The following is a 12,871-nucleotide window of genomic DNA, read 5'->3' on the forward strand; positions in this document are numbered from 1 at the left end:
CTGGAAGGACTGGCTTTGTATTCAGACTACAACAAAATTAGAACTGGTAGTTCAGACCAACAGCAACGATGTTGTCAGTGCTTACACCGGCAGCTCTTGTGAAGTTGTTGGCATCCAGCAGGTTGATTTTGTAATCAACGAAGGTGGACATGTTTTTGTTGAAGTAGTAGGTAGCACCCAGGTCTACGTATTCAACCAGATCCTGGTCGCCGTAACCGTTGATGTCTTTACCTTTAGACTTCAGGTAAGCAACGGACGGACGCAGACCGAAGTCGAACTGGTACTGAGCAACAGCTTCAAAGTTCTGTGCTTTATTTGCAATACCGATGATCTCAGTACCTTTAACAGTACCACCAAAGGTAGTCATGTTACGGGTTTCGGAGTAGGTGGTTGCCAGGTAGATGTTGTTCGCATCATATTTCAGGCCAGCAGCCCAAACTTCAGCGTTCTTACCGTCAGCTTTGAACTGACCGCTGTGGTTGTTCTGGGAGTCAGTACGGTCAGATTTCGCATAGGCTGCACCTACGCCGAAGCCATCGTACTCATAGGTAGTTGACAGACCGAAGCCGTCGCCGTTAGCTTCTTTGTCGGCGCTACGATCGTTTTTACCCTGGTACTGCAGGGCAAAGTTCAGACCTTCGACCAGACCGAAGAAGTCGGTGTTACGGTAGGTTGCAACGCCAGTAGTACGACCAGTCATGAAGACGTCAGTCTGGGTCCAGGTATCGCCACCGAACTCTGGCAGAACGTCGGTCCATGCGCCGATGTCGTATGCTACGCCGTAGTTACGACCGTAGTCGAAAGAACCGTATTCAGCGAATTTCAGGCCAGCGAATGCCAGACGGGTTTTATCTTTGTCGGAACCCTGATCTTCAGAACGGTTGCCTTTGAATTCATATTCCCACTGACCAAAACCAACCAGTTGGTCGTTGATCTGAGTTTCGCCTTTGAAGCCCAGACGCGCGTAAGTTTTGTCGCCATCACTGCTGGTATCGTTAGAGAAGTAGTGTTGAGCGTGAACTTTACCGTACAGGTCCAGTTTGTTTGCGTCTTTGTTATATACCTCAGCTGCGTTTACCGCACCTGCCGCCAACAGGCTAGTCACTGCCACTGCAACTAATTTAAGTTTCATTCTAAATAATCCTTATAATTATTTCTTGGTGTGTTTCCTAAACCATTGCTAAACGAAGGAGTTCGTCAATGGCAAACCATTTTTAAATGACGCAGTGGTATAAGTTCAATAATAAGTTTCATAATATTGCGAAATATTTGAAGTTGTGTGATCCAGATCTACATAATATAGCTGATTGTATTAATCTTAATATGTGACAGATCGGAATGGGTATATTTACATGGGGGACTATTGTGCGGACTATGATTTAAATGGCGTTAGTTTCGCAGGTGTAATATATACATGTGAAGAGATATAGATGACCGAGTAATACTTTCTGGCGTTAATTAATTTCCATATATTTAACATTTAATTAAAAAAATATAAACATAAACCGCAGTGAAATGAACAATTATTATTCATTAAATTGTCTAAAGTATAGCCGGATTTTATTTGTTTGTGATAAAACCCGACTTTTTTTCAGGCACGGCGCGTTGCCAGCCAGCAAAGCAGAGACCCCGCGCAGACCATCAGCGCTCCTTGCCAGAAGGATAGTGACAGCGGGGCGCTGAGCAACACCGCCGCCAGCGCAGAGGACAGCACTGGAGTAAAATAAGACCCGACGGCCATAACGGTCACGTTGCCATGCAAAATGCCAATATTCCACGCGGCATAGGCAAATCCTAACGTTAATGCTGCAGTGAACATTTTAATCGTCACCGAAGTGCTGAAAACCATTTCCGGTTGAGGCGTAATAAAATAGTAAACCCACAAACTTGCCGCCGTTAGTAAAACGAACACGGTGATGCCGTTAAAACCTTTTGCATATTTATTGGTCACCGTGCAATACGTTGCCCAGATAAAAGCGCCGAGAAAGGCGAGGAAATAGCTAAGCGGACTGCTGGCAACATTACTGATAATTTCTCCAGGATTCAGGCCGTTTTCGCCCCCCAACACCCAACAAACCCCGGTCAATGCGATGATTAATCCGGGAATCACCAACCAGGTTGTTTTTTGGCCATTAAATAAGATGGCGAATAATATTGTCAGACTTGGCCAGAGATAATTGACCATACCGACTTCAATAGCCTGGTGACGAGTGGCGGCATAGCCCAGGGCCAGCGCTAAGCATATTTCATAGCTAACAAAAAGCACGCTACCGGCGATTAAATATCGCACAGGAATTTTTCTGATATTTGGGAATCCGACGGTAAATATCAGCAACAGGCCGCTTAATGTAAAAATCATCGCCGCGCCGCCTGCCGGCCCCAGTCCTTCGCTTACCCCACGAATAAGCCCGACCATCGTGCTCCAGAGCACGATGGCAATAAGCCCAATTAACGTTGCTTTTTGTTTTGTCATGCTGATTGTCTGTCCATGGTACTGGCAAAAATTAAGCTGAAATGTATAGCACCTTTACACCGTAGCGCGCTAATTAATTCCCTTTTGTCTACTCCCTTATGGGTACAAAGGTTAAGCGAAGTGCACTATTTAGTAGCGGAACCGTTTCGTTATTGATTTGACGCAAAAAAAATATGGATATAGCTGATAGTTTCGTCGCGAAGTTGTACATGTCATCTTTCAATCATGCCGCGCTGGCGCAATTTGAGAGATTTCCTGTACGAATCCCTGCAAAAAAGAGGAAAGCAATGGACGTCAGCCGCAGACAATTTTTTAAAATCTGCGCGGGCGGTATGGCGGGAACAACAGTAGCCGCTCTGGGTTTTGCACCCAAAATGGCACTGGCTCAGGCGCGAAACTATAAGCTGTTGCGCGCCAAAGAGATCCGAAACACCTGCACATACTGTTCCGTAGGTTGCGGGCTATTAATGTATAGCCTGGGAGATGGAGCAAAAAACGCCAAAGAGTCGATTTACCATATTGAAGGGGATCCGGATCATCCGGTGAGCCGTGGGGCATTATGCCCTAAGGGCGCAGGATTACTGGATTACGTGCACAGTGAAAACCGTCTGCGTTACCCGGAATATCGCGCTCCAGGCTCCGACAAATGGCAGCGTATCAGCTGGGATGAGGCTTTCACCCGTATCGCGAAGCTGATGAAAACTGACCGCGACGCCAACTTTATTGAGAAGAATGAGCAGGGCGTAACGGTAAACCGCTGGCTTTCTACCGGGATGCTCTGCGCATCTGCGGCAAGTAATGAAACCGGCATGCTGACGCAAAAATTTGTGCGCTCACTCGGCATGCTGGCAGTAGACAACCAGGCGCGCGTCTGACACGGACCAACGGTAGCAAGTCTTGCTCCAACATTTGGTCGCGGTGCGATGACCAACCACTGGGTTGATATTAAAAACGCCAACGTCGTGATGGTGATGGGCGGTAACGCCGCTGAAGCACATCCGGTGGGATTCCGCTGGGCGATGGAAGCTAAAAACAACAATGATGCCACGCTAATTGTTGTTGACCCCCGTTTTACACGTACAGCCTCGGTAGCGGATATTTACGCGCCAATTCGTTCCGGCACGGACATTACGTTCCTGTCCGGCGTCTTGCTGTATCTGATTGAAAACAACAAAATCAACGCTGAATACGTTAAGCATTACACCAACGCCAGCCTGCTGGTGCGGGATGATTTTGCTTTTGAAGACGGCCTGTTCAGCGGTTACGACGCGAAAAAACGCCAATACGATAAATCGTCCTGGAACTACCAGTTCGATGAAAACGGCTACGCGAAACGCGATGAAACGTTAAGCCATCCTCGCTGTGTCTGGAATCTGCTAAAACAGCACGTTTCCCGCTACACGCCGGATGTGGTGGAAAACATCTGCGGTACGCCAAAAGAAGACTTCCTGAAAGTTTGCGAAGTGCTGGCTTCCACCAGCGCAGCGGATCGCACCACCACGTTCCTGTATGCACTGGGCTGGACACAGCATACCGTCGGGGCGCAGAACATCCGTACCATGGCGATGATCCAGTTGCTGCTCGGCAACATGGGGATGGCAGGTGGCGGGGTCAACGCTTTACGCGGTCACTCCAACATTCAGGGTTTAACCGACTTAGGGCTGCTCTCTACCAGTCTGCCAGGCTACCTGACGCTGCCGTCAGAGAAACAGGCCGATCTGCAAACCTATCTGGCCGCTAACACGCCAAAAGCGACGTTGGCCGATCAGGTGAACTACTGGGGCAACTACCCGAAATTCTTCGTCAGCCTGATGAAATCTTTCTACGGCAATGCGGCGCAGAAAGAAAACGACTGGGGCTTTGAGTGGTTGCCGAAGTGGGATCAGTCCTACGACGTCATCAAATACTTCAACATGATGGATAGCGGGAAAGTCACCGGCTACATCTGTCAGGGCTTTAACCCGGTCGCGTCCTTCCCGGACAAAAACAAAGTGGTGCAGTGCCTGAGCAAACTGAAGTATCTGGTGATTATCGATCCGCTGGTGACCGAAACCTCTACGTTCTGGCAGAACCACGGCGAATCAAACGACGTTGATCCGGCTTCTATTCAGACCGAAGTCTTCCGTTTGCCATCCACCTGCTTTGCGGAAGAGGACGGCTCCATCGCCAACTCCGGTCGCTGGCTGCAGTGGCACTGGAAAGGTCAGGATGCCCCGGGTGAAGCCCGCAACGACGGCGAAATTCTGGCAGGTATTTATCACCGTCTGCGCGACATGTATCGCACTGAAGGTGGTAAAGCCGTTGAACCCGTGCTGAAAATGAGCTGGAACTATAAGCAGCCGGACGAACCGCACTCCGAGGAAGTGGCAAAAGAGAACAACGGCTATGCGCTGGAAGATCTCTATGATGCCAACGGTGTGCTGGTTGCGAAAAAAGGCCAGTTACTCAGCAGCTTTGCGCTTCTGCGCGATGATGGGTCTACGTCATCGTCCTGCTGGATTTATACCGGTAGCTGGACCGAGCAGGGCAACCAGATGGCCAATCGCGATAACGCCGACCCTTCAGGTCTCGGTAATACGCTGGGCTGGGCCTGGGCATGGCCGTTAAACCGTCGCGTGTTGTATAACCGCGCTTCGGCGGACCCGCAAGGTAAGCCATGGGATCCCAAACGCATGCTGATCCAGTGGAACGGCACGAAGTGGACGGGGAACGATATCCCGGACTTCAACACCGCAGCACCGGGCAGTGGCACCAATCCGTTTATTATGCAGCCGGAAGGGCTGGGGCGTCTGTTCGCTATCGATAAGATGGCGGAAGGTCCGTTCCCGGAACACTACGAGCCGATGGAAACGCCGCTGGGTACGAACCCGCTGCATCCGAACGTGATCTCCAACCCGGCAGCGCGTCTGTACGAAGCGGATAAGTTACGCATGGGCACGAAACAGGACTTCCCGTACGTCGGGACGACCTATCGTCTGACCGAACATTTCCATACCTGGACCAAGCACGCATTGCTGAATGCGATTGCCCAGCCAGAGCAGTTTGTGGAAATCAGCGAAACGCTGGCGGCAGCGAAGGGGATCTCCAACGGCGATCACGTCAAAGTTAGCAGCAAGCGTGGATTTATTCGCGCAGTTGCCGTGGTTACCCGTCGTCTGCGTACTCTGCACGTCAACGGTCAGCAGGTTGAAACGGTTGGGATCCCGATCCACTGGGGCTTTGAAGGAGTCGCGCGTAAAGGCTATATCGCCAACACCCTGACGCCGAATGTCGGTGATGCAAACTCGCAAACGCCGGAATACAAAGCGTTTTTAGTTAACATCGAGAAGGCGTAAGGGAGGCGAACATATGTCTATGGAAACGCAGGACATCATCAAACGGTCCGCAACAAACGCCATCACGCCGCCGCCTCAGGCCCGTGATTACAAAGCTGAGGTCGCAAAGCTGATCGACGTTTCCACCTGCATAGGCTGTAAGGCCTGTCAGGTGGCATGTTCAGAGTGGAATGATATCCGTGATGAAGTCGGCCACTGCGTCGGGGTGTATGACAACCCTGCCGATCTTAGTGCCAAGTCCTGGACGGTGATGCGGTTTACCGAAACCGAACAGAACGGCAAGCTCGAGTGGTTGATTCGTAAAGACGGCTGTATGCACTGTGAAGATCCGGGCTGTCTGAAGGCATGCCCATCTGCCGGGGCTATCATCCAGTACGCCAACGGGATTGTTGATTTTCAGTCAGAGCACTGCATTGGCTGCGGCTACTGTATTGCCGGGTGTCCATTTAATATTCCGCGCCTCAATAAAGAGGATAACCGCGTATATAAATGTACGCTGTGTGTGGACCGCGTCAGCGTCGGGCAGGAACCTGCCTGCGTGAAGACCTGTCCGACCGGGGCAATCCATTTCGGCACCAAGCAGGAAATGCTGGAAATGGGCGAACAGCGTGTGGCAAAACTGAAAGCACGTGGTTATGAACATGCCGGTCTCTACAACCCGGAAGGTGTGGGTGGTACGCACGTGATGTACGTTCTGCATCATGCCAACCAGCCGGAGCTGTATCACGGCCTGCCGAAAGAACCGCAGATCGATACCTCTATCAATCTGTGGAAAGGGGCGCTGAAACCGCTGGCCGCTGCCGGATTTATCGCCACCTTCGCCGGACTGATTTACCACTACATTGGTATCGGTCCGAATAAGGAAGTGGACGACGACGAGGAGGAGGATCATCATGAGTAAGTCGAAAATGATTGTGCGCACGAAGTTTATCGACCGCGCCTGTCACTGGACGGTGGTGATCTGCTTCTTCCTGGTGGCGTTGTCGGGGATTTCGTTTTTCTTCCCGACTCTGCAATGGCTGACGCAGACATTCGGTACGCCGCAGATGGGGCGCATTTTGCACCCGTTCTTCGGACTGCTGATCTTCGTGGCGCTGATGTTCATGTTTGTACGCTTTGTTCACCACAACATCCCGGATAAAAAAGATATCCCGTGGCTGAAAAACATTGTGGAAGTGCTGAAAGGCAATGAACACAAAGTGGCGGACGTGGGTAAGTACAATGCCGGGCAGAAAATGATGTTCTGGTCGATCATGAGCATGATTTTCGTGCTGCTGATCACCGGCATCATTATCTGGCGTCCGTACTTTGCGCAGTTCTTCCCGATGCAGGTCGTGCGCTATAGCCTGCTTATCCATGCGGCTGCGGGGATTATCCTGATGCACGCCATCCTCATCCACATGTATATGGCATTCTGGGTGAAAGGATCGATTAAAGGCATGGTCGAAGGGAAAGTGAGCCGTCGCTGGGCGAAGAAACATCACCCACGCTGGTATCGCGAAGTTGAACGACAAGAAGCGAAAAAAGAGAGCGAGGAAGGGGTTAACTAACTCCTGACGTGCCCTGATCGTAATGGCGCTACACCTGTAGCGCCATTTTTTTGCCAAAAAAACGTCATGTTTTTGTCATCTGCTGAACGTAAGGTATTGTCTTTCCAATAATAGAAGAGTTAAAAGACAATGCATCTGGTGAAAAAATTACTCGCAGTCAGCGTGTTTCTTTGTGCGTCCGCTCAGGCGCAGAACATCCTCGAATTTCCTCAGCCGGAAAATAACCCGGAAGAGTTTTATGCCGTAACCGAAATCCCGGCAGGTGGAATGATTAAATATGAAACCGACGCCAAAACCGGTTTTATCGTGGCCGATCGCTTCCAGTCAATGCCGGTTGCCTATCCCGCCAACTACGGTTCACTAACCCAGTCTTTAGCCGGTGACGGCGACCCGCTGGATGTTATCTTTTATACCCGCGCGCCGCTGGCCCCGGGAACGTTGATTAAGCTGCGGGCTATAGGCGTACTGAAGATGATCGACGGCGGTGAAAAGGACGATAAAATTGTCGCCGTTCCGGCCAGCAAAATTGACCCCACTTATGACAACATCAAAGAGTTGAGCGACCTGCCCAAGATTGAAGTTCAACGTCTGGAATCTTTCTTCCGCGTATACAAAGATCTGCCGGAAGGGCGCAAGAAGGTCGAATTAAACGGTTTCAATGACGCCGCTACGGCAAAGCAAGAGATCAAGCAGGCCTGGGATGCCTGGAAAGAGAAAAAACCGCAATAACAAAAGATAAGCCGGATGACGGCCCTACACGCGCATTTTGCTGATGTAGGCCTGCCATCCGGCAATACGGTTTACTCCAGTTGTGAGTTCAGGCGCTCAATCTCCTCACGCCATTGCGCCTGTAACAGCGGCTTTTGATGTTTCGGCTTGCGGGCAAGATCGTCAGCCAGACGCTGCTCCAGCTCAAGAAGTTGTTCCAGCAATCCATCGCTGTCACCGCTTATTTCGGCTCTCGCATCGACCACCGTTTTGGGAACGGTTATCTCCGAGGATGTTTCCCGAATACGCGCATTGACCGCGTCCAGATCGTGCCATTCACTGAGTTCGCCGTTGTCGATCAACCAAAACCGGTTACAGCTTTGGCTAATAAGCTGACGGTCGTGACTGACCAACAACACGCCGCCGTTATAGCTTTGCAGCGTTTCTGCTAACGCCTCTTTACCTTCCAGATCCAGATGGTTGGTCGGTTCATCGAGCATCAGCAGGCTGTAGCGCGCAAGCGTTAGCCCAACAAACAGCAGCCGGGAGCGCTCACCGCCGCTTAGGGAACTGATCCGCTGCGCGTGACGAACCCACGGAAAACCCGCGCTAATCAGCGCCATTTTGCGGATATCAGGCTGCGGAGCAAACGGCTCCAGCGCGTCAAATAACGAATCGTTATCTGCGAGTTGGTGCAGCGTCTGGTCGTAATACCCCAACGTAACGCGCGGGTGCAACACCAGTGAAGGTGATGCCAGTTGTGAGTGAAACTGTTGCCAGATAAGCCTTAACAATGATGATTTCCCGCAACCGTTGCGCCCGACAATCGCCACGCGATCGCCGCTTTTTAACCGGAGACCGGCAATGGAAAACAGCGTATCGGCGTCGGGAGCAGGGGCCACGGACAGATTAGTCATCTCCAGCAAACGATCCGCACGCAGGGCATCTCCCTGCAATGTTAGTGTCCACTGACTTCCTGACGTCACTTCAGTCTGTACCTCTTTCAGGCGCTGTACCTGCTTTTCCATCTGCTTGGCCTTGCGGGAAAGATCTTCGTTGTCGTAGACCCGCCCCCAGGTAGCCAGCCGTTTGGCGCTGGCGGTCACCCGGTCTATCTCCTTTTGCTCAGCCTTATGGCGCAGAACATCGCTGATGTCTCTTTCTGCCAGAGCCTGACGCGCCGCGCTACAGGGCAGATCGAAGGCATGGAGAGTTCGATCGCGCAGGATCCAGGTTCCGTGAGTCACCGCGTCTAACAGCTGCGGGTCGTGGGAAACCACCACAAAACTGCCAGACCAGTTTTGTAAGAACTGTTCCAGCCACAGTAATGTTGGCAGATCCAGGTGGTTACCCGGTTCATCCAGCAGCAGCAGGTCAGGGTTTCGCATCAGCGCCCGCGCCAATAACAGACGCGTGTGTTGGCCGCCGCTCAGCGTGTGTGCTGTTAGAGATAAATTCTCCGGCGTGAACCCCATTTCGGCGAGCAGTGCTTCAACTCGCCACTGCTGACCTGCGCGTTCATGCTCGGGCAGTTGAGCCAGAACGGCTTCCTGCAGCGTGAGCGGCAGTATTTCGTCAGGCAGATGTTGTTCTACACGGGCGAGATGGCAGTGATTTGCCTGTGCGATAACCCCACTGGTCGGCGAAATTGTGCCATCGAGCAGTTTTAACAGCGTGCTTTTGCCGCAGCCGTTGTAACCGATAAGCCCGATGCGGTCGCCTTTTTTCAGGGTAAAGGAAAGATCGTCGAATAGCGTGCCGAATGCCGTATCAACGTGTAAGGATTGTGCGGTTAGTAATGTGCTCATTGTTGCTTACTCAAGAGTTACAGGCGTAAAAACGCCTCGTCAAACATCGCTGACGATAACCCGGTAAGCCCGAGAGAAGGGGATTTAGAAGTTAGCTTCGCTCAAGCAGAAGTTATCGCAGCACGATACCGATAACGCTTGAGCACTGGCGATCGCCAAAAGCATGTGAAACGATAAAACGTTCACAGTACAGCATAAGTATCCTCCTTTTGTTTTTCAGAATGTTAATCGGTAGCGAAAGTGTAATCGTAAGTCACGCAGTCGCGCAAGTTCTGAGCGCCCGGCAGCAGAGTGCCGCCGGGCAAACCGTCAAATAGAGGTACGACGGTAGTCGCGGTATTCTGCCTGCCAGAAATTATCGTCAATCGCCTGTTGCAGCGCTTCGGCGGAGGTTTTCACCGCCACGCCTTGCTGCTGGGCCATTTTACCGACGGCAAACGCGATGGCGCGGGAAACGGTCTGAATATCTTTCAGCTCAGGTAACACCAGTCCTTCGCCGTTGAGCACCAGCGGTGAATACTGCGCCAGCGTTTCACTGGCTGACATCAGCATTTCATCGGTGATACGCGATGCGCCAGAAGCAATTACCCCCAGACCAATACCCGGGAAGATATAGGCGTTGTTACATTGGGCAATGGGATAGATTTTCTCTTTCCACAGTACCGGTGCGAACGGGCTACCGGTCGCAACCAGCGCGTTACCCTCGGTCCAGGCGATAATATCCTGTGGCGTGGCTTCTACGCGGGAAGTCGGGTTAGACAGCGGCATGACGATCGGACGCGGGCAATGCTTATGCATTTCGCGAATGATCTCTTCGGTAAACAGGCCGGTCTGTCCGGAAACACCAATCAGGATGTCCGGCTTAACGTTGCGTACCACATCGAGTAACGACAGCACATCTTCTTGCGTATCCCAGTGCTGCAGATTTTCGCGTTTTTGCACCAGTTTGGTCTGGAAAGAGAGCAGGTTCGGCATCTTATCGGTTAACAGGCCGAAGCGATCGACCATAAACACGCGTTGACGCGCCGCTTCTTCGCTTAAACCTTCACGCTGGATTTGCGCGATGATCTGCTCGGCAATTCCGCAACCGGCGGAACCTGCCCCGAGGAAGACAATGTTCTGTTCGCTTAACTGGCTACCGGCCGCACGGCTGGCCGCAATCAGCGTGCCAACGGTCACCGCAGCGGTACCCTGAATATCGTCGTTAAACGAGCAAATTTCATCGCGATAGCGGGTCAACAGCGGCATGGCATTTTTCTGTGCAAAGTCTTCAAACTGCAACAGCACGTCCGGCCAGCGATGCTTCACGGCCTGGATGAATTCATCGACAAATTCGTAGTATTCATCATCGGTGATACGCGGATTACGCCAGCCCATATACAGCGGATCGTTGAGCAGTTGCTGGTTGTTGGTTCCGACGTCCAGTACCACCGGCAGGGTGTAGGCCGGGCTGATCCCACCACACGCGGTATACAGCGACAGTTTACCGATTGGAATACCCATCCCGCCGATCCCCTGATCGCCAAGACCCAAAATACGCTCCCCATCGGTGACAACGATGACCTTGATATTGTGGTTAGGAACGTTTTGCAGGATATCGTCCATATTGTGGCGGTTCTGATAAGAGATAAACACGCCGCGCGCGCGACGATAAATCTCGGAGAAACGCTCACAGGCCGCGCCAACCGTTGGGGTATAGATAACCGGCATCATCTCATCAAGGTGATTATGCACTAGCCGGTAAAACAGGGTTTCGTTGGTGTCCTGGATGTTGCGCAGGTAAATATGTTTATCGATTTCGGTTTTGAATCCCTGATATTGGATCCAGGCGCGTTCAGCCTGTTCTTCAATCGTCTCGACCACTTCCGGCAGTAACCCCAGCAGGTTGAAGTTACGGCGTTCTTCCGCACTGAAAGCACTCCCTTTATTCAGTAAAGGGAATTCCAGCAGAACCGGGCCAGCGTAGGGGATGTAAAGGGAACGCAGTTTTTTAGTTTCGTTTTCCATGTCACTCACTCTTTTTTGAATAACCGTCCCTGGCACTCTTTATGATCGTATGTGGCCTGTCCGCCAGGGAAACGGCCGAAGTATAAAGCATTGTGAATGGGTTAAGGGGTTTTATAAGCAAAAACACCACTGCGGTTGCAATGGTGTTTATCTCGTTATTCAGTCAGACGTGCGAAAGGCTATTTGCCGTCAGCGCGGCGCTTTCTTCCGGTAGGATTATTGACCACGTTGGTTTTGTCACCTTCGGTCACGACTTTGCGTTGATTTGAGATTTTGTGGTCCAGTCCGAGAATATGACGGGCCTGACGGTTCGATTTCATTCTAACTCCTTAATCCTGTTACTGGTTTCAAGGGCGAGTCCGTATGAGAACGGACGAAATACAACCTGATAGAAAGCCGATGTTAAAAATAGCGGCTTTCTGGATGGTCGGTCATTTCAGCTGAAAGGTCAATGCTTAAGCGGCAAATGAGAACTATCCCGTATGTGCCATGCTTTTTCTCAGCCGTCCTATACTTGTAACTCCAACGACAACACAGGAGAGCGGTAATGACTATCCATAAGAAAGGTCAGGCACACTGGGAAGGCGACATTAAGCGCGGTAAAGGTACCGTATCGACCGAAAGTGGGGTGTTGAATCAGCAACCGTATGGGTTTAATACCCGATTTGAAGGGGCGAAAGGCACCAATCCTGAAGAGTTGATTGGCGCGGCGCATGCAGCCTGCTTCTCAATGGCGCTTTCGCTCATGCTGGGCGAAGCGGGTTTTACCCCAGATGCCATTGATACCACTGCCGATGTTTCTCTGGATAAAGTGGATGCCGGATTTGCTATCACCAAAGTCGCGCTACACAGTCAGGTGAGCGTCCCGGGGATAGATGCCGCCACGTTTGACGGCATCATCCAGAAAGCAAAAGCCGGCTGCCCGGTATCACAGGTACTGAACGCGGAAATCACGCTGGATTATCAGTTAAAATCGTAAAGAAGGTGTGC

10 protein-coding genes are annotated in these 12,871 nt (G+C 51.5%); 5 read left to right on the forward strand and 5 right to left on the reverse strand.

The window, feature by feature from the left end:
- Positions 1-37: 37 nt before the first annotated feature.
- Complete coding sequence (gene ompD, locus HVZ52_RS11175; RefSeq protein WP_019076795.1) at positions 38-1,132, reverse strand: porin OmpD; 1,095 nt, start codon at positions 1,130-1,132, stop codon at positions 38-40.
- A gap of 459 nt (positions 1,133-1,591) precedes the next feature.
- Positions 1,592-2,473, reverse strand: a complete 882-nt coding sequence (gene yddG, locus HVZ52_RS11180; RefSeq protein WP_016156546.1) for an aromatic amino acid efflux DMT transporter YddG — start codon at positions 2,471-2,473, stop codon at positions 1,592-1,594.
- A gap of 287 nt (positions 2,474-2,760) precedes the next feature.
- Between yddG and fdnG the strand changes: the two genes are divergently transcribed.
- From fdnG to HVZ52_RS11200, 4 genes are all read left to right on the forward strand, one after another.
- Positions 2,761-5,808: a formate dehydrogenase-N subunit alpha gene (gene fdnG, locus HVZ52_RS11185; RefSeq protein WP_094169740.1), complete on the forward strand. Its 3,048-nt coding sequence runs from the start codon at positions 2,761-2,763 to the stop codon at positions 5,806-5,808.
- A 13-nt stretch (positions 5,809-5,821) separates the two neighbouring features.
- Entirely contained in the window at positions 5,822-6,709 is an 888-nt protein-coding gene (fdnH, locus tag HVZ52_RS11190; protein ID WP_181599245.1) for a formate dehydrogenase N subunit beta, read from the forward strand.
- Positions 6,702-7,358 carry a formate dehydrogenase-N subunit gamma gene (gene fdnI / locus HVZ52_RS11195; RefSeq protein ID WP_016153106.1) on the forward strand — a complete coding sequence of 219 codons (657 nt, stop codon included), beginning with the start codon at positions 6,702-6,704 and terminating at the stop codon, positions 7,356-7,358. Before fdnH ends, fdnI begins: the two co-directional genes overlap by 8 nt.
- Before the next feature lie 129 nt (positions 7,359-7,487).
- Positions 7,488-8,087 carry an inorganic diphosphatase gene (locus tag HVZ52_RS11200; RefSeq protein ID WP_046276368.1) on the forward strand — a complete coding sequence of 200 codons (600 nt, stop codon included), beginning with the start codon at positions 7,488-7,490 and terminating at the stop codon, positions 8,085-8,087.
- Positions 8,088-8,158: 71 nt separating this feature from the next.
- Here the strand turns inward: HVZ52_RS11200 and HVZ52_RS11205 are convergent, their stop codons facing one another.
- From HVZ52_RS11205 to sra, 3 genes are all read right to left on the reverse strand, one after another.
- The gene (locus HVZ52_RS11205; protein WP_181599246.1) at positions 8,159-9,874 is read right to left on the reverse strand and encodes an ABC-F family ATP-binding cassette domain-containing protein; all 1,716 of its coding nucleotides are present in this window, start codon (positions 9,872-9,874) and stop codon (positions 8,159-8,161) included.
- A 309-nt stretch (positions 9,875-10,183) separates the two neighbouring features.
- Positions 10,184-11,881, reverse strand: a complete 1,698-nt coding sequence (gene maeA, locus HVZ52_RS11210) for a malate dehydrogenase (RefSeq protein WP_016153104.1) — start codon at positions 11,879-11,881, stop codon at positions 10,184-10,186.
- A gap of 179 nt (positions 11,882-12,060) precedes the next feature.
- The gene (sra, locus tag HVZ52_RS11215) at positions 12,061-12,201 is read right to left on the reverse strand and encodes a stationary-phase-induced ribosome-associated protein (RefSeq protein ID WP_006684530.1); all 141 of its coding nucleotides are present in this window, start codon (positions 12,199-12,201) and stop codon (positions 12,061-12,063) included.
- A 227-nt stretch (positions 12,202-12,428) separates the two neighbouring features.
- Between sra and HVZ52_RS11220 the strand changes: the two genes are divergently transcribed.
- Complete coding sequence (locus tag HVZ52_RS11220) at positions 12,429-12,860, forward strand: OsmC family protein (protein ID WP_019076792.1); 432 nt, start codon at positions 12,429-12,431, stop codon at positions 12,858-12,860.
- Positions 12,861-12,871 lie beyond the last annotated feature (11 nt).

Source organism: Citrobacter sp. RHB36-C18 (genome assembly GCF_013814485.1).
GTDB classification, from domain to species: Bacteria; Pseudomonadota; Gammaproteobacteria; order Enterobacterales; family Enterobacteriaceae; genus Citrobacter; species Citrobacter braakii.

What these genes read in the sequence shown, in the direction of transcription:
- ompD (WP_019076795.1), bottom strand. Translation starts at nt 1,132, where the DNA reads ATGAAACTTAAATTAGTTGCAGTGGCAGTGACTAGCCTGTTGGCGGCA.
- yddG (WP_016156546.1), bottom strand. Translation starts at nt 2,473, where the DNA reads ATGACAAAACAAAAAGCAACGTTAATTGGGCTTATTGCCATCGTGCTC.
- fdnH (WP_181599245.1), top strand. Translation starts at nt 5,822, where the DNA reads ATGTCTATGGAAACGCAGGACATCATCAAACGGTCCGCAACAAACGCC.
- fdnI (WP_016153106.1), top strand. Translation starts at nt 6,702, where the DNA reads ATGAGTAAGTCGAAAATGATTGTGCGCACGAAGTTTATCGACCGCGCC.
- HVZ52_RS11200 (WP_046276368.1), top strand. Translation starts at nt 7,488, where the DNA reads ATGCATCTGGTGAAAAAATTACTCGCAGTCAGCGTGTTTCTTTGTGCG.
- HVZ52_RS11205 (WP_181599246.1), bottom strand. Translation starts at nt 9,874, where the DNA reads ATGAGCACATTACTAACCGCACAATCCTTACACGTTGATACGGCATTC.
- maeA (WP_016153104.1), bottom strand. Translation starts at nt 11,881, where the DNA reads ATGGAAAACGAAACTAAAAAACTGCGTTCCCTTTACATCCCCTACGCT.
- sra (WP_006684530.1), bottom strand. Translation starts at nt 12,201, where the DNA reads ATGAAATCGAACCGTCAGGCCCGTCATATTCTCGGACTGGACCACAAA.
- HVZ52_RS11220 (WP_019076792.1), top strand. Translation starts at nt 12,429, where the DNA reads ATGACTATCCATAAGAAAGGTCAGGCACACTGGGAAGGCGACATTAAG.